This is a genomic window from Pseudomonas sp. GW822-FHT07A10 (assembly GCF_058798795.1).
This window is the reverse complement of record NZ_JBXAKV010000012.1, coordinates 39,191-63,988: the sequence shown is the minus strand read 5'-3', so window position 1 is coordinate 63,988 and position 24,798 is coordinate 39,191. Positions and strand designations below refer to the sequence as shown.

General features: G+C 60.9%; 21 protein-coding genes and 1 riboswitch. Of the genes, 14 read left to right on the top strand and 7 right to left on the bottom strand.

Going from position 1 to position 24,798, the window contains the following annotated elements; translation table 11 throughout:
- Positions 1-143: 143 nt before the first annotated feature.
- From AC1RL4_RS20300 to AC1RL4_RS20285, 4 genes are all read right to left on the bottom strand, one after another.
- The gene (locus AC1RL4_RS20300) at positions 144-1,109 is read right to left on the bottom strand and encodes a hypothetical protein (RefSeq protein WP_019582177.1); all 966 of its coding nucleotides are present in this window, start codon (positions 1,107-1,109) and stop codon (positions 144-146) included.
- Positions 1,110-1,190: 81 nt separating this feature from the next.
- Positions 1,191-2,006: an aldo/keto reductase gene (locus tag AC1RL4_RS20295; protein ID WP_019582178.1), complete on the bottom strand. Its 816-nt coding sequence runs from the start codon at positions 2,004-2,006 to the stop codon at positions 1,191-1,193.
- Positions 2,003-3,178 carry an NAD(P)/FAD-dependent oxidoreductase gene (locus tag AC1RL4_RS20290; RefSeq protein ID WP_230174565.1) on the bottom strand — a complete coding sequence of 392 codons (1,176 nt, stop codon included), beginning with the start codon at positions 3,176-3,178 and terminating at the stop codon, positions 2,003-2,005. Before AC1RL4_RS20290 ends, AC1RL4_RS20295 begins: the two co-directional genes overlap by 4 nt.
- 231 nt (positions 3,179-3,409) lie before the next feature.
- On the bottom strand, positions 3,410-3,742 hold the full coding sequence (locus AC1RL4_RS20285) for a DMT family transporter (protein ID WP_007939639.1): 333 nt from the start codon (positions 3,740-3,742) through the stop codon (positions 3,410-3,412).
- A 103-nt stretch (positions 3,743-3,845) separates the two neighbouring features.
- On the opposite strand from AC1RL4_RS20285, the gene AC1RL4_RS20280 reads away from it, so the two are divergent.
- Together AC1RL4_RS20280 and waaA are read left to right on the top strand one after the other, a co-directional pair.
- Positions 3,846-4,736: a LysR family transcriptional regulator gene (locus AC1RL4_RS20280; RefSeq protein WP_018928534.1), complete on the top strand. Its 891-nt coding sequence runs from the start codon at positions 3,846-3,848 to the stop codon at positions 4,734-4,736.
- A gap of 22 nt (positions 4,737-4,758) precedes the next feature.
- Entirely contained in the window at positions 4,759-6,039 is a 1,281-nt protein-coding gene (gene waaA, locus AC1RL4_RS20275) for a lipid IV(A) 3-deoxy-D-manno-octulosonic acid transferase (RefSeq protein WP_230174564.1), read from the top strand.
- 57 nt (positions 6,040-6,096) lie between these two features.
- On the opposite strand, the gene AC1RL4_RS20270 is transcribed toward waaA, so the two are convergent.
- Positions 6,097-7,536, bottom strand: coding sequence for a TolC family outer membrane protein (locus tag AC1RL4_RS20270; RefSeq protein WP_019582181.1), 1,440 nt, complete (start codon positions 7,534-7,536; stop codon positions 6,097-6,099).
- Between the two features lie 205 nt (positions 7,537-7,741).
- A riboswitch (TPP riboswitch) is annotated at positions 7,742-7,847 on the top strand.
- Positions 7,848-8,013: 166 nt separating this feature from the next.
- Here AC1RL4_RS20270 and thiC point away from each other — a divergent pair.
- On the top strand, positions 8,014-9,903 hold the full coding sequence (gene thiC / locus AC1RL4_RS20265; RefSeq protein WP_064615999.1) for a phosphomethylpyrimidine synthase ThiC: 1,890 nt from the start codon (positions 8,014-8,016) through the stop codon (positions 9,901-9,903).
- A 109-nt stretch (positions 9,904-10,012) separates the two neighbouring features.
- Complete coding sequence (cytX, locus tag AC1RL4_RS20260; RefSeq protein ID WP_230174562.1) at positions 10,013-11,305, top strand: putative hydroxymethylpyrimidine transporter CytX; 1,293 nt, start codon at positions 10,013-10,015, stop codon at positions 11,303-11,305.
- On the opposite strand, the gene AC1RL4_RS20255 is transcribed toward cytX, so the two are convergent.
- Entirely contained in the window at positions 11,274-12,020 is a 747-nt protein-coding gene (locus tag AC1RL4_RS20255; RefSeq protein WP_230174560.1) for an RsiV family protein, read from the bottom strand. The genes cytX and AC1RL4_RS20255 overlap by 32 nt on opposite strands.
- Positions 12,021-12,249: 229 nt before the next feature.
- Here AC1RL4_RS20255 and AC1RL4_RS20250 point away from each other — a divergent pair, with 229 nt between their 5' ends.
- The 9 genes from AC1RL4_RS20250 (at position 12,250) to AC1RL4_RS20210 (ending at position 21,619) form a co-directional block, all read left to right on the top strand.
- The gene (locus AC1RL4_RS20250; RefSeq protein WP_007939630.1) at positions 12,250-12,867 is read left to right on the top strand and encodes an NUDIX domain-containing protein; all 618 of its coding nucleotides are present in this window, start codon (positions 12,250-12,252) and stop codon (positions 12,865-12,867) included.
- Positions 12,858-13,310 (top strand): DUF1249 domain-containing protein, encoded by a 453-nt coding sequence (locus AC1RL4_RS20245; protein ID WP_007939629.1) that lies wholly within the window; start codon positions 12,858-12,860, stop codon positions 13,308-13,310. Before AC1RL4_RS20250 ends, AC1RL4_RS20245 begins: the two co-directional genes overlap by 10 nt.
- Positions 13,311-13,421: 111 nt before the next feature.
- Positions 13,422-14,237 carry a 3',5'-cyclic-AMP phosphodiesterase gene (gene cpdA, locus AC1RL4_RS20240; protein ID WP_230174558.1) on the top strand — a complete coding sequence of 272 codons (816 nt, stop codon included), beginning with the start codon at positions 13,422-13,424 and terminating at the stop codon, positions 14,235-14,237.
- A 151-nt stretch (positions 14,238-14,388) separates the two neighbouring features.
- Entirely contained in the window at positions 14,389-14,997 is a 609-nt protein-coding gene (locus tag AC1RL4_RS20235; RefSeq protein ID WP_018928525.1) for a YqiA/YcfP family alpha/beta fold hydrolase, read from the top strand.
- A 42-nt stretch (positions 14,998-15,039) separates the two neighbouring features.
- On the top strand, positions 15,040-16,947 hold the full coding sequence (gene parE, locus AC1RL4_RS20230) for a DNA topoisomerase IV subunit B (RefSeq protein ID WP_019582186.1): 1,908 nt from the start codon (positions 15,040-15,042) through the stop codon (positions 16,945-16,947).
- The gene (locus tag AC1RL4_RS20225) at positions 16,947-17,936 is read left to right on the top strand and encodes an esterase-like activity of phytase family protein (RefSeq protein ID WP_019582187.1); all 990 of its coding nucleotides are present in this window, start codon (positions 16,947-16,949) and stop codon (positions 17,934-17,936) included. The genes parE and AC1RL4_RS20225 overlap by 1 nt, the downstream gene beginning before the upstream one ends.
- Positions 17,933-18,454: a retropepsin-like aspartic protease family protein gene (locus AC1RL4_RS20220; protein ID WP_018928522.1), complete on the top strand. Its 522-nt coding sequence runs from the start codon at positions 17,933-17,935 to the stop codon at positions 18,452-18,454. The genes AC1RL4_RS20225 and AC1RL4_RS20220 overlap by 4 nt, the downstream gene beginning before the upstream one ends.
- A gap of 10 nt (positions 18,455-18,464) precedes the next feature.
- Positions 18,465-20,729 carry a DNA topoisomerase IV subunit A gene (parC, locus tag AC1RL4_RS20215; RefSeq protein WP_019582188.1) on the top strand — a complete coding sequence of 755 codons (2,265 nt, stop codon included), beginning with the start codon at positions 18,465-18,467 and terminating at the stop codon, positions 20,727-20,729.
- Between the two features lie 176 nt (positions 20,730-20,905).
- The gene (locus tag AC1RL4_RS20210; protein WP_019582189.1) at positions 20,906-21,619 is read left to right on the top strand and encodes a PqiC family protein; all 714 of its coding nucleotides are present in this window, start codon (positions 20,906-20,908) and stop codon (positions 21,617-21,619) included.
- Positions 21,620-21,905: 286 nt separating this feature from the next.
- On the opposite strand, the gene AC1RL4_RS20205 is transcribed toward AC1RL4_RS20210, so the two are convergent.
- A complete protein-coding gene (locus AC1RL4_RS20205) occupies positions 21,906-23,435 on the bottom strand; it encodes an AhpA/YtjB family protein (protein ID WP_230174556.1) in 1,530 nt (509 codons plus the stop codon).
- A 134-nt stretch (positions 23,436-23,569) separates the two neighbouring features.
- Between AC1RL4_RS20205 and serB the strand changes: the two genes are divergently transcribed.
- The gene (serB, locus tag AC1RL4_RS20200; RefSeq protein ID WP_007939616.1) at positions 23,570-24,784 is read left to right on the top strand and encodes a phosphoserine phosphatase SerB; all 1,215 of its coding nucleotides are present in this window, start codon (positions 23,570-23,572) and stop codon (positions 24,782-24,784) included.
- Positions 24,785-24,798 lie beyond the last annotated feature (14 nt).

Genomic DNA, 24,798 nt, shown 5'->3' with positions numbered 1-24,798 from the left:
TTGCTGTGGCGAGGGGGCTTGCCCCCGTTCGGCTGCGAAGCAGTCGTAAAACCTCCCGCTGCGATATGTCAGTAAAACCGCGGTGACCGGATCAGGGGTTGCTTCGCGGCCCAACGGGGGCAAGCCCCCTCGCCACAAGTGTTCTATCGTGCTGCCTTGCGCGGCACGATTCTTTTCAGCAGTTGTTTCGCCTTCCCGCGTAACCGGGCCAAACCCGAATCCTTCCCCGGTGGGGTCAAACCCTGCTGTCGCACCCAATCCTTCCAGCGAATCCGTTCATCCCTCACCAGCCAGCCTTCCTGCCGGGCAAAACTCTCCGCCAGATACAACCCGCGGGTACTCGCCGGGTACAGGTGATCCTTTTTCAGGGTATAGAGCTCGGCCATCGGCTGACCGTCCTGCAGTGGCATCAAGTACAAATCGGGGCGTTTGCGATCGAGCCGGGCCACCAGTTGATCGCCCTCCAGCCGCTCGTCGACATGGAACAGGCTCAGGGATTTGGCTTCCTTGGGCACGTCCAGGCGCAAATCGTAGATCAATTGCAGCGAGGCTGTCGGCAAGTGCACGTAGGCCCGGGGACGTTCGATCAGCGGCATGTTCGCGCAGCGCACCGGCCGCGCCGAGCCGGAGAGTGGTGTCAGGCGAAACGGCAGGGCTTCGCGGTAGTGCAGGGCAGCCGAGTAGGGCGCTGGCAGCCAGGTTTCGTTGAAGCGCCCGCTGAGCCAGCCCTCCGGGGTTTCCAGCAGGCACTCTTCGGCAATTTCCTGGGTCGCCGTGTGCAACGGCAGGTTCAGCTCATGGGCCGGCACGTAGCCGGAGATCAGCTTGAGCACCACGTCGCCGCGATCCTGCCGACGCTGACGCACCAACACCCAGTAGTCGCGATTCTGCCAATGCAGGGTCAGGCGCACCGAAACCCCGAGGTTCGCCAGCTCCAGGGCAAACCGTTCGCTGTCGGCCACCGTCACCGGACGGCGGCGTTGCAGGGTCTGGGAAAAATTCAACGGCATCCCGACGCTCTGATAACTCAAACCTTCGGGTGTGGCTTCGACGAACAGCGGCAGGGTCTTGAAGTTGCTCGGGTTCTTTCTGATCAGCGTACGCGGCATGTCGGCTCCTGCTTAAGGCCGCGTGGGCGGCATCAATGGCTAGGGTCTGTTGACGGCCAGCGTCGCGGTCGTCACCAAACGTCAACAGACCCTATGAAGGACCTGGGCAACGGTCGCGACGTTATGGGCGAGGTGCAGCGGATTGATGGTCCCGACAATAGCACTGGCCACCCCCGGGTGTTCAAACAACAACTCGAAGCTGGCACGCACCGGATCAACGCCCGGGCTCAGGCACACATGGCCGCTGGCCAGGGCCTTTTTGACCAGGATCGCTTTGCCGTGAGCAGCAGCATAGTCAATGACTGGCTTCTCGTTCTGTTCGTTCAGATTGTAGGTGACCATTGCGCAATCACCTTGTTCCAGAGCCTTCAAACCGCCTTCGACGGTTTTACCGGAAAAGCCGAAACCGCGAATCTTGCCTTCGCGCTTGAGCTCGGCAAGGGTCGCATAGACCTCATTGTCGTTGAGGATCGCCAGGTCGTTGCCGTCGGAATGCACCAGCACCAGATCGATAAAGTCCGTTTCCAGGCGTTGCAGGCTGCGCTCCACCGAGAACCGGGTATGCGCGGCGCTGAAATCATGGCGGGACTGACCATCGGCGAACTCTTCACCGACCTTGCTGACGATTACCCAGTCCTGACGCTCCCCACGCAGCAACGGGCCGAGACGCTCTTCACTGCGGCCATAGGCCGGCGCGGTGTCGATCAGGTTGATGCCCAGGTCGCGCGCGAGTTTGAGCAGCCTGCGGGCGTCGTCGTCGCCGGGGATCTGAAAACCGTTGGGGTATTTCACCCCTTGATCGCGGCCAAGTTTCACTGTGCCCAGGCCCAGGGGCGATACCAGCAGGCCGGTGCTGCCCAGCGGGCGATGCAGGTCATGCAGGGTCGGTTGGCTCATGGCAGCAGTTGTTCCCAGGCAGGGACGCCCATCGGCGGTTTCGGCAGTTCCGGCAGCGGGGCTGGATGGCTCGGCTGAATACCGTCGCGTTGCAGTGTGGCGAAGACGCGGTCGGCGAAGTCCGGTGCCAGGGCCAGTTTGGTCGGCCAGCCCACCAGCAGACGATTCTGCTCGGCGAGGAAGGCGTTGTCCGGGCGGGTCAGGCCCGATTGCAGCGGCTCGGCGCGTTCGACCCGCAAGGTCGCCCACTGTGCGGTGCTCAGGTCGATCCACGGCAGAAGTTGGCCAAGTTCTTTCTGGGCGGCGGCAATTTGCGCGGCTGGCTCGCGGGCCACGCCTTCGGCTTCGGCGATGTCGCCGCCCACGTACCAGACCCACTGGCCATCGGCGGCCGGGTGAGTGGTCACGGTGACGCGAGGCTTCGGCCCGCCGCCCAGGCAGTGGGCGTACAGCGGTTTGAGGCTCGGGCCTTTGACGATGATCATGTGCAGGGGACGGCGCTGCATGGCCGGTTGGCTCAGGCCCAGCGCGGTCAGCAGGTCAGCGGTGCCGGCACCGGCACTGAGAACGATGCGCTGGGCGCGGATTTCGCGTTCGTCGACTTTCAAACCGACCAGTTCGCCATTCTCCAGCAGCGGTTCGATGTGTTGACCGGCCAACAGACCGTCGCCAGCCAGGTCGGCCAGGCGCTGGATCAGGCTTGGCACGTCGACCACCAGTTCTGTCAGGCGATAGACCTTGCCCTTGAAGCGCTTGTCTTGCAGCGCCGGCGGCAATTGATCACCTTTGACCTGATCGACCCGCCCGCGCACGGCTTTGCTGGCGAAAAAACTGGTGAGGTTGCCAGCGAGGGTGCCGGGGGACCAGAGGTAATGGGCATCGGACAATACACGCACGCCGGACAGGTCCAGTTCACCGTCGCCGGCCAGCGCCTCACGCCAGCGACGCGGCATGTCGGCAATGGCTTCCGAGGCGCCGGTCAGGGCACCGTGCAATGCGTACTTGGCACCGCCGTGGATGATGCCCTGGGACTTCAGGCTTTGCCCGCCACCGAGGCTGGCACTTTCCACCAGCACGGTCGAGAAACCCTGGCGGCGCAGGCGTGCATTCAGCCAGAGGCCGGCGACACCAGCGCCGACAATCAGAACGTCGGTGGAAATAACGGATGGCATGCAGCGACCTCAGTGTTCAAGACGAGGGCGCAGTATACAGACTCATGGATTGGAGGTTTTGCTGGCGATCAAGAGATCCATTGTGGCGAGGGGGCTTGCCCCCGTTCGACTGCGCAGCAGTCGTAAAGCCTGCCGCCGCAATATGTCAGAAAAAAGCGGTGACCGGATTCGGGGCCGCTTCGCGGCCCAACGGGGGCAAGCCCCCTCGCCACAAGAGGTTGATGTCGGCAGTTAATGCCCCGCGGTTTTCGAGAACAGCTGAATAACCACGACGCCCAGCACAATCAACGCCATCCCCAGCATTGCCGGCACATCCAGTTTCTGCCCGTAGATAAACAGCGCCGCGACGCTGACCATCACGATGCCCATGCCGGCCCACACCGCGTAGGCCACGCCGACCGGAACGCTGCGCACCACCAGGGTCAGCATCCCGAAAGCAATACCGTAACCGACGATGACCAGCAGCAACGGCAGTGGCGTGCTGATACCTTTGACCGCTTTCATCGAAACGGTGGCGATCACTTCGGCGCAGATGGCAATTGCGAGGTAGTAGTAAGCGGTCATGGGTCAATCCTCGTATGAAGTGTTGCTTTCTGAGGTCGGCATTCTAGAGATCCGCCAGATGCGGTAAAGTCATTACCTATCTGTTCTGGAGATGGGTTGAGCCATGAATATGCAATGGAGTCTGGAACAGCTGCACTTGTTTGTCAGTGTCGCGGAACAACGTTCCTTTTCCGCGGTGGCGCGGGATCAGCGCAAGGCGCAGTCGGCGGTCAGCAGTTCGATTGCGCTGCTGGAAGAAGACCTGGGTGTGAGCCTGTTCGATCGCAGCAGTGGTCGCCAGCCGAAACTCACCGAAGCCGGCACCGCGCTGCTTGAAGAGGCGCGGGAAGTGCTGCGCCAATGTGAGCGCCTCAACGGCCGGGCACTAGCGATGATGCGCGGCCAGGAAGCGAGTTTGCGGGTGGCTCAGGACGAGGCAATGCCTTATCAGGCAGTGGTTGAAAGCTTCGAAGCCCTGGCCGAACAATTTCCCAGCCTCGAAGTGCAGCTGACCAGTGCGGCCCAGGGTGATGTCGCGCGCAAACTGGTGGAGCGTCGGGCCGACCTGGGCTTGCTGTTTTATCACGAGCAGATTCCCGAAGCCCTTGAGCGCCGAGTGCTGGGCAGCGTTGAAATGGTCACGGTGTGCGGCGTGGGGCATCCATTGGCGCAACAGACGCAGGTCAATTGCCAGCAACTGGCGCAGCATCGACAGTTGCTGATGTCCACGCAGTCCAGCGTCTATCCCGGCAGTGAGCCGGCCAGCCCGCAGGTCTGGCGGGCCGACAGTTTCTATGTGATGGCCGAATGGGTGATGCGCGGCCTCGGCTGGGCCTGGCTGCCGCGCCACGTGGTGCAGTACCCGGCGTATCAGAATCTGATGGTCGAACTGACCAGCGAATGGACGCCGCCGGCATTGATTGTGGAGCTGGTCTGGCGCCGCGACGAGCCCCTCGGCCCGGCAGCCCGTTGGCTGGCGGAACGTTTTGCCGTGCACTTGCAGGCGATTGGCTAAAAAACCGATAAACTCCGCCGCCATGAATAGAACCCTCTACACCGCGCTGTTTTACCTGGGGCTGCCATTGGTAGCGATTCGGCTTTGGTTGCGGGCGCGCAAGGCGCCGGCGTACGCCAAGCGCATTGGCGAGCGTTTCTCCCTCGCGCTACCGGCGATGAAGCCGGACGGCCTTTGGGTGCACGCGGTGTCGGTGGGCGAAAGCATTGCCGCGGCGCCGATGATCCGTGCCTTGCTGCAGCGATATCCGACGCTGCCGATCACCGTCACCTGCATGACCCCGACCGGGTCCGAGCGCATCCAGGCGCTGTTTGCCAACGAGCCGCGCATTCAGCACTGCTATTTGCCCTATGACTTGCCTTGCGCTGCGGCGCGATTCCTTGATAGGGCCCGGCCGAAACTGGCGGTGATCATGGAAACCGAGCTCTGGCCCAACCATATCCATCAGTGTGCCAAGCGTGGAATTCCCGTGGCCCTGGCCAATGCGCGACTGTCTGAGCACTCGGCCAAAGGTTATGGCCGCTTCCATAAACTGACCCGGCCGATGCTCGCCGAGATGAGCCTGTTCGCAGTGCAGACCGAAGCCGAGGCGCAGCGTTTCCGCGATTTGGGTGCACGCCCAGAAACCGTCGAAGTGACTGGTTCGATCAAGTTCGACCTGACCATCGACCCGCAACTGCTGCAGCGTGCTGCCGAGCTGCGCGGACAATGGCAGGCGCAGGATCGCCCGGTGTGGATCGCCGCGAGCACCCATGAAGGTGAAGACGAAGTGGTGCTCGATGCCCATCGTCGGCTGTTGGCCAATCATCCCGATGCCTTGTTGATTCTGGTACCGCGTCATCCGGAGCGCTTCAACCCGGTGTTTGAGTTGTGCCGGCAAAAAGGTTTCACCACGGTACGGCGTTCGACGGGCGAGCCGGTGACTGCAGACACTTCGGTGTTGCTGGGCGACACCATGGGCGAGTTGCTGTTTCTCTACGCCTTGGCCGACAGCGCTTTCGTCGGCGGCAGCCTGGTGCCCAATGGTGGCCATAACCTGCTGGAGCCGGCGGCCTTGGCCAAACCGGTGCTCAGCGGGCCGCACCTGTTCAACTTCTTCGAAATCGCCGCGCAGTTGCGCAGCGCCGGGGCGCTGGCCGAGGTCGATGATGCTGAAGGTCTGGCACTGGCGGTGCAGCGGCTGTTCGAACTGCCGCGTGATGCTCAACGGATGGCGGAGGCGGGGCTGAAGGTGATGCGCACCAATCAGGGCGCGCTGCAGCGGTTGCTGGATGGGTTGGGCAGGTTGATCGACAAGTCTTGAGTTTGTCACCGACCAATTGTGGCGAGGGAGCAAGCTCCCTCGCCACAGGTTTACCTTTTAATGAGCGGGATTAGCTCGTAACTGCTCCGCCGCAGCCTTCGCCAGATCCGGCGGCAAGAAGTCCTTGTCCGGGTTGTAGTCGGCTTTGAGGTAACGCGTCAGGTCCTGCAAATCCCCCGGGTTCAAGGTGCCGGCGGCCTGCTTCAGGCGCAGATTGTCGAGGATGTAGTCGTAGCGGGTGTTGTTGTAGTTGCGCACCGAGGTGTACAGCTGACGCTGGGCATCGAGCACGTCGACGATGTTGCGCGTCCCCACCTGATAACCGATTTCGGTCGCTTCCACCGCGCTCTGGTTGGAAATAATCGACTGCCGACGCGCCTGCACCTGCTCGACGTCGGTGTTCACGGCGCGGTGCAGATTGCGGGTGTTTTCCACGACCTGGCGACGCAGGGCTTCGCGTTGTTGCTCGGTCTGATCCAGCCGTGAGTAAGACTCGCGCACCTGGGAGCTGGTCAGTCCGCCGCTGTAGATCGGGATGCTCAGTTGCAGGCCGACGGTGCGTTGTTCGACATCGCCACCGTAACGCACACCGGTCGCGCTCGGGTTTTCAAAGCCGAGGGCGTCGTTATCACCTTTCTTGTATTGCGCGACCGCATCCAGGGTGGGTGCATGCCCGGCCTTGCGCTGCTTGAGGGTTTCTTCGGCGGCGCTCACCGCGTAGTTGCTGGCCAGCAAATTCAGGTTCTGTTTGGCCGCGGTATCGACCCAAGCCTTGGCGTCGTTCGGTGCCGGCGGCAGGATCGGCAAGGTGTGGACGATGCCCTGGATCGAGTTGTACTGACGGTTGGTCAGGGTGATCAGCGCTTCGAACGCGTCATCCACCTGACGCTGGGCGAGAATCCGGTTGGCCCTCGCCGTGTCGTAACTGGCCTGGGATTGCAGCACATCGGTCTTGTCCGACAGGCCGACGTCAAAGCGCTCGTTGGACTGGTCGAGCTGGCGTTTGAAGGCTGCTTCTTCGGCTTTGGTCGAGGCCAGGTTGTCCTGGCTGCGCAGCACGTTGAAGTAGCTTTCGGCACTTTGCAGGATCAGGTTCTGTTCGGTGGCCGAGAGTTGTAAGGCGGCCTGTTCGTTGACGTCCTTGGCGGCCTGGAACTGGAACCAGCGGTCGGCGCGGAAAATCGGTTGCGACAGGGTCGCCTGATACACCGTGCCGCTGCGGGTCGAGGTCACCGATGGCTGATCGAGCGCGGTACGGGTGTTGTTCATGTCGGCACCGGCCGACAGGTTGGGTAGCAGCCCGGCGCGGGCCTGGGGCACGACTTCCTTCTGGGCGCCGTATTGGGCACGGGCGGCGGCGATATCGGCGTTGTTGTCCACCGCTTCCTGATAGACGCTGACCAGGTCGGTTTTGGTCGATAAGGGCGCTTCTGCTGCCCAAGCCATTCCATTGGACGCACAAGACACGGCAAGGGCCAGTGAGAGTTTGCGCAGCATGAGGCCATCCCTAAAAATTACGCTGATAATTTGAGCGTCAAGGCTACGGTGCGGCGCCCTGCAGCGTCAAGGCAGAGCGTCAAGGCGCGGCACGGCGTAGCGAGTGTAGTTGCACGCAGGCACGGCAACAATCCGCTGATTGCGCCATTCATCATGGTGTTTACCGTGGTGTTGGCGTTCTTTGCCGGTTATGTCTAGACTGGCCGGGTTCTTGTCGGGGTGCCTTGCTATGAGGCTGAGATCGAATAATTTCGGATCCCGTTGAACCTGATCAGGTTAGCGCCTGCGTAGGGAACAAGATTTCTCGTCACCCGGCGAGTCCTCTTGTGCTTCGTCCGGGATGTTGTTCGACAATCGAACACCCCTCGAGCATTGAGCACAGCACCTGCTGGAATCTCCAGCGCCCGTGCGTCCATTCGTTTACAGGTTCGCTCCGACAAAAATCCACTGCCTGGATGTGTGTCTGGAGAGCCCGTGATGACTACAAAATCAAAAATCGCAACCAACCTGAGTGACTCGGCCAAGGTCGATCAGCAATCGGTTCAGCCGTTTACCCGCTCGCAAAAAATCTACGTTCAGGGCACACGCCCGGACATCCTCGTGCCGATGCGCGAAATCAGCCTGGATGTGACCCCGACTGACTTCGGCGGCGAAATCAACGCGCCGGTGGTGGTGTATGACACCTCGGGCCCGTACACCGACCCCAATGTCACCATCGATGTGCGCAAAGGCCTGGGCGATGTGCGGTCGCCGTGGATCGAATCCCGTGGCGACACCGAGCGCCTGTCCGGCCTGAGCTCCAACTTCGGCCAGGAACGCCTCGCTGACCCGGAACTGACCAAGCTGCGTTTCGCCCACGTCAACAACCCGCGCCGCGCCAAGCCGGGTGCCAACGTCAGCCAGATGCACTACGCCCGTAAAGGCATCATCACCGCCGAGATGGAATACGTCGCCATCCGCGAAAACATGAAGCTCGAAGTGGCCCGCGCCGCCGGCCTGCTGGACCAGCAACACGCCGGCCACAGCTTTGGCGCCAGCGTGCCGAAAATCATCACCCCGGAATTCGTCCGTGAAGAGATCGCCCGCGGTCGCGCGATCATTCCGGCCAACATCAACCACACCGAACTGGAACCGATGATCATCGGCCGTAACTTCCTGGTGAAGATCAACGGCAACATCGGCAACAGTGCCTTGGGTTCGTCCATCGAAGAAGAAGTGGCGAAACTGACCTGGGGCATTCGCTGGGGTTCGGACACGGTCATGGACCTGTCCACCGGCAAACACATTCACGAAACCCGCGAATGGATCATCCGTAACTCGCCGGTGCCGATCGGTACCGTGCCGATCTATCAGGCACTGGAGAAGGTCAATGGCGTCGCCGAAGACCTGACCTGGGAGTTGTTCCGCGACACACTGATCGAACAGGCCGAGCAGGGCGTCGACTACTTCACCATCCACGCCGGCGTGTTGCTGCGCTACGTGCCGCTGACTGCCAAGCGCGTGACCGGCATCGTCTCCCGTGGCGGTTCGATCATGGCCAAGTGGTGCCTGGCGCACCACAAGGAAAACTTCCTCTACACCCATTTCGAAGACATCTGCGAAATCATGAAGGCCTACGACGTCAGCTTCTCGCTGGGCGATGGCCTGCGTCCGGGCTCGATTGCCGACGCCAACGACGAAGCGCAATTCGGTGAGCTGGAAACCCTCGGCGAGCTGACCAAAATCGCCTGGAAACACGACGTGCAGTGCATGATCGAAGGCCCGGGCCACGTGCCGATGCAGTTGATCAAAGAGAACATGGACAAGCAGCTGGAGTGCTGTGACGAGGCGCCGTTCTACACCCTCGGCCCACTGACCACCGACATCGCCCCAGGCTACGACCACATCACTTCCGGTATCGGTGCGGCGATGATCGGCTGGTTCGGTTGCGCCATGCTCTGCTACGTGACGCCGAAAGAGCACTTGGGCCTGCCGAACAAGGATGACGTGAAGACCGGGATCATCACCTACAAGATCGCCGCTCACGCCGCCGACCTGGCCAAAGGGCATCCGGGGGCACAGATTCGCGACAATGCCTTGAGCAAGGCGCGTTTCGAATTCCGTTGGGAAGACCAGTTCAACCTGGGCCTCGATCCGGATACCGCACGCTCGTACCACGATGAAACCCTGCCGAAGGATTCGGCCAAGGTCGCGCACTTCTGCTCCATGTGCGGGCCGAAATTCTGCTCGATGAAGATCACCCAGGAAGTCCGTGAATATGCGGCCAACCAGCGGATCGAAACCGTCGATGCCGAAGTCGCCAAGGGACTGGCGGAACAGGCTGAGCGGTTCAAGCAGGAAGGCAGTCAGCTGTACAAGAAGGTTTGATCTGACCGGCGCACTCGGGTGCGCCGCTTACCCTTGTGGCGAGGGAGCAAGCTCCCTCGCCACAAGGGGTGGTCAACACCACAACACATGTTCCTCTGAGATAACACCCTTGAGCATTCAACCCAGCACTTATTCCCCGGACATCGCGGTGCCGACCGACAAGCGCGTCTTCGACGGTCGTGATCTGTTTTCCCTGTGGTTCTCCCTCGGCATCGGCCTGATGGTATTGCAGACCGGCGCTTTGCTCGCGCCGGGTCTGGGTCTGTCCGGTTCATTGCTGGCGATTTTTCTCGGCACGCTGGTCGGCGTGCTGTTGCTGGCCGCTGTCGGCGTGATCGGCAGTGACACCGGCCTGTCATCGATGGCCGCGCTCAAACTCAGCCTCGGTGCAAAAGGCGCAAGCCTTCCGGCGGTGCTGAACCTGCTGCAACTGATCGGTTGGGGTTCGTTCGAAATCATCGTGATGCGCGACGCCGCCAGCCTGCTCGGCGCCCGTGCATTCAGCGAAGGCAGCCTGTGGTCGAACCCATTGCTGTGGACGCTGTTCTTCGGTGCACTGGCCACCTTGCTGGCGGTCAGCGGTCCGCTGACGTTCGTGCGCAAGATCCTGCGCAAGTGGGGCATCTGGCTGTTGCTGGCCGCGTGCATCTGGCTGACCTGGAACCTGTTCGCCAAGGCCGACCTTGCCGCGCTGTGGGCGCAGGCCGGTGATGGTTCGATGCCGTTCGCCGTGGGCTTTGACATTGCGATCGCGATGCCGCTGTCCTGGCTGCCGCTGATTGCCGACTACTCACGCTTCGGCAGGCGTGCGAAGAATGTCTTCGGCGGTACGGCGTTGGGTTTCTTTATCGGTAACTTCTGGCTGATGAGCCTGGGCGTGGCGTACACCCTGGCGTTTGCGCCGAGTGGTGAAGTGAATGCCTTGCTGCTGGCGCTGGCCGGTGCGGGCCTGGGGATTCCGTTGCTGCTGATTCTGTTGGATGAATCAGAAAATGCCTTTGCCGATATTCATTCGGCGGCGGTGTCCAGCGGGATTCTGTTGCGCTTGAAAGTCGAGCATCTGGCCTTGGCCATCGGCGTGATCTGCACGCTGATCGCATGCCTGGCGCCATTGGCCCAGTACCAGAATTTCCTGCTGTTGATCGGTTCGGTGTTTGCGCCGCTGTTTGGCGTGGTGCTGGTGGATCACTTCATCCTGCGCAAACGCAGTGCCCGTGTGGCATCGGCTGCCTTGCGCTGGCCGGCGTTGCTCGCCTGGCTGGGCGGGGTGAGCACCTATCACTTGCTGGCCAATCTCTATCCGGACATCGGCGCAACCCTGCCGTCGCTGGTACTGGCAGGGCTGCTGCAACTGGTGCTTGGTCGAGCCTTCAGCTACGGCCGGGAAACAGCTCAAGCTTGAGAATGCCGTTCAGGCGTGGGTAGGGGATCTTCAGTTCGACGTGGCCCAATGCGTAAGGCGCAAGGGTGCTCACCTCGTACTTGAGGATCACCCCGCCGTACGTCAACGCTACGTTCTGGGTTTTCACGAACGGCCAGCTCTTGACGAACTCTGGCTCCTGATCGAGTTTGGTGCTGATCAACCAGCTGTTGTGCGCCACTTGGGCCGCTTTCCAGAACGCTTCTTCCTGCCCCGGGATCACCATATCCGACAGCGTCAGCACTTTATGCTGCTGACGCGAGTAGTTGATGAAACCGCGGCCCGGCGTGCCATGGGCACCGCCGCTGTCCAGATAGCTGGACAATTCAATGATCACCAAGCCGTCATGCTGCTCACGTACCTTGGCTTGCAAGTAGCTGCTGTAGCGCGGCTCGGCGCTGTTCAGAAATTGCTCGCGATACGCTGCCAGCGTCGGCGCTACAGGGGCGTCGGGTGAGGTGCGGGTCATTTGCAGCAAACGTTTTTCGATGATGCCGTCAAGCGCAGGCTCAGCCGGGAAGTGCAGCGTATCGATGTTCACCAGCGGGCAGTCAGGGTTGGCGCAACCCGGTTTCAGCTGTTCGGAAGCGTCGCGGGTGGTTTCCAGCGGCGCCCGGTAATTGGGCTGGAAAAGACTCTGGCACGCACCCAGGGTCAGGGCGATGGCGGCCACGGAGGCGATCTTGAAAAGCGACATGGGCGTCCTTAATGAAACAGGGGAAGGCGAAAAGTTACCCGCTTCGACTCTCAACGAGGCAGTCAGTTCGCCACTAAGCTAATTAGAGTTGGTTTCGCCCTCACCGTCTATCCCGCTGACTGTAAAGGGGCTGCATCAAACATCGCGGGCGCGTTAGGATGGCGCGAAGTCGAGGTTGCAAGTAACCAAAAGGAGCCTCGTAACGGATTTGCAGTAAACGAGGATTGTCATGACTGATTTTGCCAACGCCATTCCGACCGCCGTTGATATCGTTCGGCGTGAAAAGTGCTACGAGGGCTTCTACAAGCTCGACCGCGTGCACTTGCGCCACGAATTGTTCGACGGTGGCATGAGTCGCGAGATCAATCGTGAAGTGTTCTTGCGCCACGATGCGGTGTGTGTGCTGCCTTATGATCCACAGCGCGACGAAGTGGTGCTGATCGAGCAGTTTCGCGTCGGCGCCATGGGCAAGACCGACAATCCGTGGCTGATCGAACTGGTCGCCGGTCTGATCGACAAGGATGAAATACCGGAAGAAGTTGCTCACCGCGAAGCGCAGGAGGAAGCTGGACTTGTATTCGGGGCGCTCTGGCCGATGACCAAATATTTTCCATCGCCGGGTGGCAGTAATGAGTTTGTGCATTTGTATCTGGGGCGTTGTGACAGTGCCGGGGTTGGCGGCCTGCATGGGCTGGAGGAAGAGGCAGAAGATATTCGCGTCACGGTCTGGGCTTTCGAAGATGCCCTGCAAGCCGTGCGTGACGGACGTATTGCCAACGCGGCGAGCATCATTGCCTTGCAATGGCTGGCTTTGAACCGCGTGGAAGTGAGGGGGTTATGGTCGTAAACAAGCTGCGCGATCGCTATCGGGTTGATCTGGTGGGGCTGCAAGCTTCCTGCGAGGCCAACTACGCGCGCCTGATGCGACTGTTGCCGGACATGCGCAACGATCCGGCGGCCCGGCGCATTGCCGTGACCCAGGGTGACCAGATGCTTGGCGTGCTGGCCCTGGAAGTGCTGCAAGCCTGTCCATACACCACCACCCTGCAAGTGCGTCAGGAACACAGCCTGCCCTGGTTGCCGGTGCCGCAACTGGAAGTGCAGGTGTATCACGACGCGCGCATGGCTGAAGTTATCAGTGCCGAACATGCACGACGCTTTCGCGGCATCTATCCTTACCCGAACGCCGCGATGCATCAGCCGGACGAAAAGGCTCAACTCAATCTGTTCCTGGGGGAATGGCTGAGTCATTGCCTGGCTTGCGGACACGAGTACGCCGTTGTGCGCTAAGAGTGCTGTGTAGTTGTGAACTGCTTCCGGTTCACAGGTTTCCTCTTTTGATCGTCCCCCAGCATAATTGCGGCACTTTCCAATCCCGTGATCACGCCCTGGGAGAACGCCTTGCCGAGCGTATCCACTTTGACCACCGCCGATCCGGCGTTGCTGGTGCAACTCTCCGACAGTCATCTGTTTGCCGAGGCGGACGCGACGTTGCTGGGCATGAATACCCGCGACAGCCTGCAACAGGTGATCGAGCTGGTATTGAAGCAGCAGCCGCGGATCGATCTGATGATCGCCAGTGGTGATCTGTCCCAGGACGGGACGCTGGAGTCATACCAGTTGTTTCGCGACCTGACGCGGCAGATCGATGCCCCGGCGCGCTGGATTCCCGGTAATCATGACGAGCCGCGGATCATGGCCGAGGCCGCCGTGCAAAGTGCGCTGCTGGAGCCGGTGGTGGACATCGGCAACTGGCGGGTTACGTTGCTCGATTCGGCGGTGCCGGGGTCGGTGCCGGGGTATTTGCAGGATGAGCAGTTGCAATTGCTCGTGCGCTCGTTGAGCGAGGCGCCGCAGCGGCATCATCTGGTGTGTTTCCATCATCATCCGGTGTCGATCGGGTGTGCGTGGATGGAGCCCATTGGATTGCGCAATCCAGAGGCGTTGTTCGCGGTGCTGGATCGATTTCCGCAGGTGCGTGCGGTGCTTTGGGGGCATGTTCATCAGGAAATTGACCAGATGCGCAACGGTGTTCGCCTGATCGCATCGCCCTCGACCTGCATCCAGTTCGAGCCGGGCAGCGACGATTTCAAGGTGAGTGAGCAGGCGCCGGGGTATCGGTGGTTGCGGCTGTTGCCCGATGGTCAGCTTGAAACTGGCGTTGAGCGCGTGACCGGGTTCGATTTCCAGATTGATTACGGCTCCAACGGCTACTGATTTCTTTGTCATTTTCAAAGGCCGAGGCGTGGCCATTGCGAGCTTGCCCGCGATGGCATTCGCTCAGGCGACATGAATCCCACGCATGTCCCCGATTCCCCCCGAGTCCCTGTAAACTCCGCCTTCTTTACCCGACGCACAGGGAGCTCAAATGTCTGGTTCGATCCTTTATATCCATGGTTTTAACAGCGCGCCGGCGTCGAAAAAGGCCTGTCAGTTGATGAATGTGATGGAACGGCTGGGCTTGAGCGATCAGTTGCGTGTACCGGCCCTGCATCACCATCCCCGTGAGGCCATCGCTCAGCTGGAACAGGCGATTGTGGAGCTGGGGCGGCCACTGCTGGTCGGCAGCTCACTCGGCGGCTACTATGCGACTCACTTGGCCGAGCGCCATGGCTTGAAAGCCCTGTTGATCAACCCTGCCGTCAGCCCACACCGGATGTTCGACGGGTTTCTGGGGACGCAGAAAAACCTGTATACCGATGAGACCTGGGAAATGACCCACGACCACGTGACGGCCCTGGCCGAGCTGGAAGTGCCGGCGCCCCAGGATCCGCAGCGGTTTCAGGTATGGTTGCAAACTGGCGATGAAACACTGGACTATCGCCTCGCCCAGCAATATTACCGGGCCTGTGCCTTGCGCATTCAGGCCGGCGGCGACCATAGTTTCCAGGGTTTTGCCGCGCAACTGCCGGCAATATTGAGTTTTGCCGGCATCGGCGCAGATTTGTATCAGGCGATCGATTTCACAGCACTGTGATCATTGCCCCCTATTTTCACTGAACACTGACGACGAGACCCCATGGCCACTCCCAGCGCTAGCTCTTATAACGCAGACGCCATCGAAGTCCTCTCGGGCCTCGACCCGGTGCGCAAACGCCCCGGCATGTACACCGACACCAGTCGGCCGAACCACCTCGCCCAGGAAGTCATCGACAACAGCGTCGACGAAGCCTTGGCCGGGCATGCAACGTCGGTGCAGGTCATCCTGCACGCCGATCACTCCCTGGAAGTCAGCGATGACGGCCGTGGCATGCCGGTGGACATTCACCCGGAAGAGGGTGTTTCGGGCGTCGAGCTGATCCTCACCAAACTCCATGCGGGCGGCAAGTTTTCCAACAAGAACTACCAGTTCTCCGGCGGTTTGCACGGGGTGGGTATTTCCGTGGTCAACGCCTTGTCGACCGAAGTCCGGGTGCGTGTAAAACGCGACGGCAACGAATACCAGATGACCTTCGCCGACGGTTACAAGAAAACCGAGCTGGAAGTCATCGGCACCGTCGGCAAGCGCAATACCGGCACCAGCGTGTTCTTCGCACCGGACCCGAAGTATTTCGATTCACCGAAATTCTCCATCAGCCGCCTCAAGCATGTGCTCAAGGCCAAGGCCGTTCTGTGCCCAGGGTTGCTGGTCAGTTTTGAAGACAAGGCCACCGGCGAGAAAGTCGAATGGCATTACGAAGACGGCCTGCGCTCCTACCTGGTAGACGCGGTCAGCGAATTCGAACGCCTGCCTGACGAGCCGTTCTGCGGCAGCCTGGCCGGTAACAAGGAAGCCGTCGATTGGGCGTTGCTGTGGTTGCCCGAGGGCGGCGACAGCGTTCAGGAAAGCTACGTCAACCTGATCCCGACAGCCCAGGGCGGTACTCACGTCAACGGTCTGCGTCAGGGCTTGCTCGACGCCATGCGCGAGTTCTGCGAGTTCCGCAGCCTGTTGCCGCGTGGTGTGAAGCTGGCGCCGGAAGACGTCTGGGAGCGTATCGCTTTCGTCCTGTCGATGAAGATGCAGGAACCGCAATTCTCCGGCCAGACCAAGGAGCGCCTGTCCTCCCGTGAAGCGGCCGCCTTCGTTTCCGGTGTGGTCAAGGATGCTTTCAGCCTGTGGCTCAACGCCAACCCGGAAACCGGCATGTTGCTGGCTGAACTGGCGATCAACAACGCCGGCCGTCGTCTGAAGGCCAGCAAGAAGGTCGAGCGTAAACGCATTACCCAAGGGCCGGCATTGCCGGGCAAACTCGCCGACTGCGCCGGGCAAGACCCGATGCGTTCCGAGTTGTTCCTGGTGGAAGGTGATTCCGCCGGTGGTTCGGCCAAGCAGGCGCGGGACAAAGAGTTTCAGGCGATCCTGCCGTTGCGCGGCAAGATCCTGAACACCTGGGAAGTCGACGGCAGCGAAGTGCTGGCCAGCCAGGAAGTGCACAACATCGCCGTGGCGATTGGTGTCGACCCGGGCGCGGCGGACATGAGCCAGTTGCGTTACGGCAAGATCTGCATCCTCGCCGACGCCGACTCCGACGGTCTGCACATCGCAACCTTGCTCTGCGCCTTGTTCGTCCAGCATTTCCGCCCGCTGGTGGATGCCGGTCACGTCTACGTCGCCATGCCGCCGCTGTACCGTATCGACCTGGGCAAAGAAATCTACTACGCCCTCGACGAGGCCGAGCGCGACGGCATCCTCGATCGCCTGGTGGCCGAGAAGAAACGTGGCAAGCCGCAGGTCACCCGATTCAAGGGGCTGGGTGAAATGAACCCGCCACAGTTGCGCGAAACCACCATGGACCCGAACACGCGGCGCCTGGTGCAACTGACGCTGGGTGAAGATTTCGCCGAAACCTCGGAAATGATGGATATGTTGCTGGCGAAAAAACGCGCGGGCGATCGCAAGACCTGGCTGGAATCCAAAGGCAACCTGGCCGAGGTTTTGGGCTGATGCGCTTTGGCTGGGCCCTGGCGTGTGCGTTGCTGCTGACTTCGGTGACGGTTTCTGCCGAGCCTGCGCCAGAGCTGCGCCTGTTGTCCGAACATGCCGTCGACGGCATGCGCGGCGGCAATCTGTCAGGGTTGGCCCAGTGTGGCAAGGAGCTGTGGACCGTTTCGGATCGCGACGATGATCAAATCTATCGCCTCGACACCCGCAACCCCACCTGGCAAGCCGAAACCGTGCACATTGACGTACCCCTGGTGCCCGACACCGGTTTGCCTTGGGGCTTGCGCGCGCGGACTTGGGCGGCATCGTTCGTGCGGGGCGGGGATCTGGATTTCGAAGGCATCACCTGTGACAGCGCGGGCAATCGTTACATCGTCAGCGAAGGCCACGCCGCGGTGTTGCAAGTACCGCCAACCGGGCCTGCGTCCTGGCTGAAAATCTCGCCGATGCTGGTTCGCGAAGCGCGGGCGAGCGGCATGTTGTTGCACTTCAATGCATTATTTGAAGGCTTGGCGATCAATCCGGCCGGTGACACGCTGTGGCTGGCCGCCGAACGTGAGCGCCGCGGTTTGCTGCTGATCAAGCGCCAGCAAACAGTGTGGGACTGCGACGGTAGCTGTGTGCTGCTGAGTGAAGGCGGGATGGAAATGCAGCCAGCGCAATTTCCCCACGCCAGAGCGCGCCCTCGGGATTTTGCTGATCTGTCATTGTTTGACGGCAAACTGTTTACCCTTGAGCGCAATGCCTTCCAGATCTGCCGCCGTGATGCGGTGACGGCCAAGGTCGAGCGCTGCTGGTCGTTTGCCGCCGAGGCCTTGCAGGAAAATCGTCGTTATTCACAGCCCTTTGGGCTGGCGGAAGCGCTGATCATCGACGTCGACGGTGCCTGGATCGGTATCGACAACAACAACGGTGCACGTGCCGACGGCGAGGTGCGCCCGATTGTGTGGCGCTTTGCCGCGCCTGAAGGTGGCTGGAGTGCCAAGCCATGAGTCAGCAACCGCCGGGCAAACGCGCCGGTCGGGTGTTGATGGTGCTGGCCTGGGGCGCCGCGCTGTTTCTGGCGACGCGGTTCTTCGGTCAATGGGAGGAGCGTCAACAAAATCCCAACACCGTCGTCAGCTCTGAGCAGGGCCAGGGTTTTATCGAGGTGAAGCTGATCGGCAACAGCCAGGGGCATTTTGTCGCCACCGGCCAGATCAACGGCCAGCCCGTGGAGTTCATGCTCGATACCGGCGCAACCGATGTGTCGATCCCAGCCGAAATGGCTGAACGATTGAAGCTGGAAAAAGGCTTCGGGGTGACCCTGAGCACGGCCAATGGCTTGAGCGAGGGCTATCGAACCCGCCTCGACCGGCTGCAACTGGGCGCCATCGTGCTGCGTGACGTTCGCGCGCTGGTGGCGCCCGGTTTGCACGGCAATCAAGTGCTGCTCGGCATGAGCGCACTGAACAAACTTGAATTTACCCAGCGCGGTGGCACCATGCTGCTGCGCCAGACCACGAAATAATGAGGCCCGCATGAGCGACTCCCTTGATCTCAGCCTGGACGGTGTAGAACGCCGGTCACTGGCTGACTTCACCGAAAATGCCTACCTCAACTACTCCATGTACGTGATCATGGACCGTGCCTTGCCGCATATCGGCGACGGCCTGAAACCGGTTCAGCGACGCATCGTCTATGCGATGAGCGAGTTGGGGCTGGACGCCGATTCCAAGCACAAGAAGTCGGCGCGTACCGTCGGTGACGTGCTCGGTAAATTCCATCCTCACGGCGACTCGGCGTGCTATGAAGCCATGGTGCTGATGGCCCAGCCGTTCAGCTACCGCTACACGCTGGTCGACGGCCAGGGTAACTGGGGTGCGCCGGACGATCCCAAGTCCTTCGCGGCCATGCGATACACCGAAGCGCGGCTGTCGCGTTATTCCGAAGTGCTGCTCAGCGAACTGGGCCAGGGCACCGCGGACTGGGGCCCGAACTTCGACGGCACCCTGGAAGAACCTCTGGTGTTGCCGGCCCGTTTGCCGAACATTCTGCTCAACGGCACCACCGGTATCGCCGTGGGCATGGCCACCGACGTCCCGCCGCATAACCTGCGCGAAGTCGCGACCGCTTGCGTGCGCTTGCTGGATGAACCGAAAGCCACGGTCGAGGAGCTCTGTGAACACATTCAGGGCCCGGATTATCCGACCGAAGCGGAAATCATCACGCCGCGCGCCGACCTGCTGAAAATCTACGAAACCGGTCGCGGTTCGGTGCGCATGCGCGCTGTTTACCACGTCGAAGACGGCGACATCGTCGTGACGGCACTGCCGCACCAGGTCTCTGGCGCCAAAGTGCTGGAGCAGATTGCCGCGATGATGCAGGCCAAACCGTCGAAAGCCCCGCAGATCGCGGACTTGCGCGACGAGTCGGACCACGAGAACCCTTGCCGCATCGTGATTATTCCGGTCAACAGCCGGGTCGATCACGAAGCGCTGATGCAGCATCTGTTCGCGACCACCGAGCTGGAATCCAGCTATCGGGTCAACATCAACATCATTGGCCTCGACGGCAAGCCGCAGCTCAAGAACCTGCGCGCATTGCTGGTGGAATGGCTGGAATTCCGCGTGCGGACCGTGCGTCGACGCCTGCAATTCCGTTTGGACAAGGTCGAGCGTCGTCTGCACCTGTTGGACGGCTTGCTGATTGCCTACCTCAACCTGGACGAAGTGATCCACATCATCCGTACCGAGGAGCAGCCGAAGGCCAGCCTGATCGAGCGCTATGCCCTGAGCGAAATCCAGGCCGACTACATTCTCGACACCCGCTTGCGTCAGTTGGCGCGACTGGAAGAAATGAAGCTGCGTGCCGAGCAGGATGAACTGCTCAAGGAGCAGGCCAAGCTGCAAGCCCTGTTGGGCAGCGAAGCCAAGCTGAAGAAACTGGTACGCAGCGAGCTGATCAAGGACGCCGAAACCTATGGCGATGACCGTCGTTCGCCAATCGTCGAGCGCGCCGAAGCCAAGGCGATGACCGAGCACGATCTGCTGCCGAACGAGAAAGTAACGGTCGTATTGTCGGAAAAAGGCTGGGTTCGCTCTGCCAAAGGTCACGACATCGACGCCACCGGTCTTTCCTACAAGGCCGGGGATGGCTTCAAGACCTCGGCGGCCGGGCGCTCTAACCAGTTTGCGGTGTTTATCGACTCCACCGGCCGCAGTTATTCGGTTGCAACTCACACACTGCCGTCGGCCCGTGGCCAGGGCGAACCGCTGACCGGCCGTCTGACGCCGCCACCAGGGGCGAGCTTCGAATGCGTGCTGATGCCTGAAGATGATGCGCTGTACGTGATTGCGTCCGACGCCGGTTACGGTTTCGTGGTCAAGGGCGAAGACCTGCAAGCCAAGAACAAGGCGGGCAAGGCCCTGTTGAGCCTGCCGAACAACGCCAAGGTCATCCTGCCGCGTCCGGTGGCCGACCGTGAACACAACTGGCTGGCCTCAGTGACCACCGAGGGTCGCCTGCTGATCTTCAAAATCAGCGATCTGCCACAATTAGGTAAAGGTAAAGGGAATAAGATCATCGGGATTCCCGGTGAGCGTGTTGCCAGTCGCGAAGAATATGTCACGGACATCGCTGTTTTGCCGGAGGGCGCCACTTTGGTGCTGCAGGCCGGCAAACGTACCTTGTCACTGAAGGCGGACGACCTCGAACACTACAAAGGTGAGCGTGGGCGTCGCGGTAATAAGCTGCCACGCGGTTTTCAGAGAGTGGATGCGCTGTTCGTCGAAAACCTCAATTAAGCGTCCTAGAGCGCTCGATCTACGATTTAACGCGTAGATCGACGCTTTGGCGCTGGAGTCGGAACGCATATTCACGGATGATATGGCCTTTCAAGCGCCGGCGTGGCCGAGCGTTCTTCATATTTTTTGAGTATTTTCACTGTGGTGAGCCTTGTGGCAGCCACCTGGATGGGACGATGACTGCTCTGCGCCTTCCTTTTATTTTGATGCTCGCTGGCGTTCTTGGCCTGGCGGGTTGCAGCGTGCACCAGCCGGTGTCGCTGTATCAACTGGACAGCGGAAGTCCGGCTCAGCCTGCGCAAAGCGCGGGCATGGCGGTATTGTTGGGCCCGGTAACGGTTGCTGATTACCTGCAACGTGAAACCTTGTTGCAGCGTCAGCCGGATGGCAGCCTTCAAGCATCGGCCGACGGTCGTTGGGCGGGCAGCCTGTCGTCGGACATCGATCAGCTGTTGCTGCGTCAGGTCGCAGGTCATCTGGACAGCCAGCGCGTTGTCCTGGCACCTGCGACAGTGGGCTTCACGCCGGATGTTCAGGTTCTGCTGACCATCACCCGTCTGGACTCGGGTGTGTCGCAACCGGCGATCCTGGACGCGCAATGGCGCCTGATCGATCGTCGTGGTCAGGTGCGTGATAACCGTATCATTCATCTGCAAGAGCAGCACTCCGGCGGCACGGCGTCTCAGGTTCAGGCCCAGGGTGTGTTGCTGCAGCGTCTGGCCGAGCAACTGTCCACAGCGCTCAAGCCACTGGCCAACCAGCCACCGATCGCTGAAGCACCGCGCAAACCGGCTGCCAAACCGGCAGCACCGGCAGCAGAGCCGGAGAAACAGCCAAAGATCCCGATGGCCTCGCCGATTCGTACGGATATGGAAGTGTTCAGGTTCTGAGCCTGGATTGAGTCCAGAACAAAGCCCGCCTTGTGCGGGCTTTGTTGTTTTTGCGGGTTGGTCGTAGCAGCTGCGGAGCCTGCGAGGCTGCGTTCGAGGAAGAAGTCCTCGCAGACCTTGTTGGCGCGTTTTGCCTGACCGTGCCCATCGCCTGATTTTACGACTGCTGTGCAGCCGAACGCAGCCTCGCAGGCTCGGCAGCTGCTACAAGAGTTAAGGGACAACAAAAAGCCCGCAGACGATCACTCATCTGCGGGCTTCTCTATAGCGGGCACAAGGTTACGGGTTATGCCCGGCGTTCGTGCATCCGCGCCAGTTGCCGCTCCAGCATCGATGGATAAGGCTCCATCAGGCGTTCTACGCAGCACGCACCCTCAGGGCTTGCAATCGGGCGGATCCGCGCACGCTGGCGAATCAGCGCGTCGTCGCTGATCTTGCGCTCCACCAGCAGCAGGTTGCGGCTGTGTTGCGACAGGGCCAGCGCATCTTGAGCGGTTTCGGTCAGCAGCAGGTCGATCTGGCTCAAGCCGAACAGTTCGTCGCCCAGTGTCAGGCCCAACTGCAATTGCAGGGTGATGCCGCTGTCGGCGACTTCGATCTGCAATTGATGGCCCAGGGCGCGCAGCAACTCACCGCAGCAGATGGCGTTGGTCAGGTAGTCATCGCCGCTGTCTTCGGTGTGGAACAGCATCAGCGTGCTGCCATCGTTCAGGGTGTGCAGTTCGCTCTGGTAGAGCGACGCCGCCTGATCGAGGCAATCGCGGTAGCGTTTGAGCAGCTCTTCCAGACGTGCGCGGGGCAGGCGACGGAGTTGATCCTGTGCGCCCAGTTGCACCGCCAATACCGCGCTATGTTGAGGTACGTTCGATACCTGCGGCTTTGCGACGGATTTCGGCGCACTTTCTGTCGAGTCGTCACGCAGATCGGCAAACGGGTCTTCGTCGTCCTCGTCGTCTTCGACCGTGCTGACAATGCGCCGCGGAGCAGGCTTGAGACCTGCCACCGGTCGGCTTTCATCGAAGCTAGGATCACGCAGGTTGCGTACTTCGAAGGCCGGATCGGTCTCTTCGTCGTCATCGCTGTCGTCGAACTCGGGCTCCGGAACGGGCTCGGGTTCGGCCGGCTCCGGCGCGAAATTGGCGTGCAGCTGGCGAGCGAGATCGCCGACTTCATCCTGACGCTCGGTGGCCGGGGTGTATTCGTCGATATTGCGCAGCCACACCCGCAATTGCAGCAGCGGCGTGGAGATATTGCGGCCCAGGCGCAGGCTCAAGGCCAGGGACAGCGCCAGCAGAATCGCGCTCAGAATGCCCATGCTTTGCAGGCTGATGGTCATCGGCTGCTGGAACTGATCCATGTCCAGGCTGATGCGCAGTTGCCCGGCGGTCACGTCCTGGAAGGTGATCTTGCTCTGGTACATGCCTTCGGCTTCGCCCAGCAGGCCGTGCTTGGGACGCTGACCGGCTTCGGCGAGGATGCGGTTATCCACGCTGTAGATGGCAGCGTGGGCCACCAGCTTGTTCTTGGTCAGGTTGTTGAGCAGCACATTCAGGCTGAGGATGTCGTTGGACACCAACAGCTCCGTGGCCGACGTAGCCGTCTGGGTAGTCAGGCTTTCGCCCAGGGCATCCGCCTGCTCGTGCATGGCCTGCTTGAACTGCAAACCCATCACACAGGCATAGATCACCAGGGCCAGAGCGACCAGGATCACGTTATGGCTGGCAATGCGTAATGCGATCGGTACACGGCGATGACGCAGTGCCCGGAAGATCAGCAGAAAGAAGTTATCGGTTTTTACTGGCGTGGGCCGGTTCACTTGAGCTCGGCTCTTTGTCCGTGAAGTTGACGCGCAGTATAGCGACAGGCCCTAGGCCGTCAAAGCGCTCGCGGTGCCCGATGGTCACTGAAAATGGGTAGAATGCGGTTTTTTTCCACCTGCGGGGGTGCGCCTTGCGCGAAATCGTCCTGATAAACATCACGGGAGTCGACCGTCCGGGTCTGACTGCGGCCATAACCGGCGTTCTGGCCCAGGGTGGTGTGAACATTCTCGACATCGGTCAGGCGGTGATCCACGACACCCTGTCGTTCGGCATCCTGGTTGAAATTCCTGACACCGAGCAAGGCAACTCGGTGCTCAAAGACATCCTGTTCAAAGGCTATGAGCTTGAGCAACAAGTGCGTTTCACGCCGGTGTCCGAAGAGGATTACCAGCAGTGGGTCGGCAACCAGGGCAAGAAACGCCACATCGTCACCCTGTTGACCCGCAAAGTGACCGCCGAGCAATTGCAGCGTGTGAGTTCGATCACCGCCAAATACGGTCTGAACATCGACCATATCGACCGTCTGTCCGGGCGCATGCCGCTGGACACCCCGGCCGACAAGGGTAAGGGCTGCATCGAATTTTCCGTACGTGGCGAAGCGGCTGACCCGCAAGCGCTGCGGGCTGAATTCCTCAGCGTCGCGCAAGAGCTGAACGTCGACATCGCCTTCCAGGAAGATTCGCTGTTCCGCCGTAACCGTCGCCTGGCGGTGTTCGACATGGACTCGACGCTGATTGAAGCCGAGGTCATCGACGAACTGGCCAAGGCCGCCGGCGTTGGCGACCAGGTGTCCGCGATCACTGAGCGAGCGATGGCCGGCGAGCTGGACTTCCGCGCCAGCTTCAAGGAGCGCCTGGCCTTGCTGCAAGGGCTGGACGTCAGCGTGCTGGACTCCATCGGTGCTTCCCTGCGACTGACCGAGGGCGCCGAAACCCTGTTCGCGGAACTCAAGCGTCTGGGCTACAAGACCGCGATTCTGTCGGGCGGCTTCACCTACTTCGCCAAGCAGCTGCAGGCCAAGCTGGGCATCGACTATGTGTTCGCCAACGAACTGGAAGTGGTCGACGGCAAGGTCACCGGCGTGGCGGTCGAGCCGATTGTCGATGCGCAACGCAAGGCGGATTTGCTGCGTGAACTGGCGCATAAAGAAGGTTTGCGTCTGGAGCAGACGATTGCCGTCGGTGACGGTGCCAACGACCTGCCGATGCTGGCGATTGCCGGGCTGGGCGTAGCGTTCCGCGCCAAACCATTGGTCAAGCAATCGGCGAAGCAGGCGATTTCCACCCTTGGGCTGGATGGCGTGCTGTATCTGCTGGGCTTCCGGGATCGCGACGGGCAGCTCTGAGTTTTCGACCGTCC

Bases quoted from the DNA above. Each gene is read 5' to 3' on its own strand.
- AC1RL4_RS20300 (WP_019582177.1), bottom strand. From the start codon at position 1,109: ATGCCGCGTACGCTGATCAGAAAGAACCCGAGCAACTTCAAGACCCTG.
- AC1RL4_RS20295 (WP_019582178.1), bottom strand. From the start codon at position 2,006: ATGAGCCAACCGACCCTGCATGACCTGCATCGCCCGCTGGGCAGCACC.
- AC1RL4_RS20290 (WP_230174565.1), bottom strand. From the start codon at position 3,178: ATGCCATCCGTTATTTCCACCGACGTTCTGATTGTCGGCGCTGGTGTC.
- AC1RL4_RS20285 (WP_007939639.1), bottom strand. From the start codon at position 3,742: ATGACCGCTTACTACTACCTCGCAATTGCCATCTGCGCCGAAGTGATC.
- AC1RL4_RS20280 (WP_018928534.1), top strand. From the start codon at position 3,846: ATGAATATGCAATGGAGTCTGGAACAGCTGCACTTGTTTGTCAGTGTC.
- waaA (WP_230174564.1), top strand. From the start codon at position 4,759: ATGAATAGAACCCTCTACACCGCGCTGTTTTACCTGGGGCTGCCATTG.
- AC1RL4_RS20270 (WP_019582181.1), bottom strand. From the start codon at position 7,536: ATGCTGCGCAAACTCTCACTGGCCCTTGCCGTGTCTTGTGCGTCCAAT.
- thiC (WP_064615999.1), top strand. From the start codon at position 8,014: ATGACTACAAAATCAAAAATCGCAACCAACCTGAGTGACTCGGCCAAG.
- AC1RL4_RS20255 (WP_230174560.1), bottom strand. From the start codon at position 12,020: ATGTCGCTTTTCAAGATCGCCTCCGTGGCCGCCATCGCCCTGACCCTG.
- AC1RL4_RS20250 (WP_007939630.1), top strand. From the start codon at position 12,250: ATGACTGATTTTGCCAACGCCATTCCGACCGCCGTTGATATCGTTCGG.
- AC1RL4_RS20245 (WP_007939629.1), top strand. From the start codon at position 12,858: ATGGTCGTAAACAAGCTGCGCGATCGCTATCGGGTTGATCTGGTGGGG.
- AC1RL4_RS20235 (WP_018928525.1), top strand. From the start codon at position 14,389: ATGTCTGGTTCGATCCTTTATATCCATGGTTTTAACAGCGCGCCGGCG.
- parE (WP_019582186.1), top strand. From the start codon at position 15,040: ATGGCCACTCCCAGCGCTAGCTCTTATAACGCAGACGCCATCGAAGTC.
- AC1RL4_RS20225 (WP_019582187.1), top strand. From the start codon at position 16,947: ATGCGCTTTGGCTGGGCCCTGGCGTGTGCGTTGCTGCTGACTTCGGTG.
- AC1RL4_RS20220 (WP_018928522.1), top strand. From the start codon at position 17,933: ATGAGTCAGCAACCGCCGGGCAAACGCGCCGGTCGGGTGTTGATGGTG.
- parC (WP_019582188.1), top strand. From the start codon at position 18,465: ATGAGCGACTCCCTTGATCTCAGCCTGGACGGTGTAGAACGCCGGTCA.
- AC1RL4_RS20210 (WP_019582189.1), top strand. From the start codon at position 20,906: ATGACTGCTCTGCGCCTTCCTTTTATTTTGATGCTCGCTGGCGTTCTT.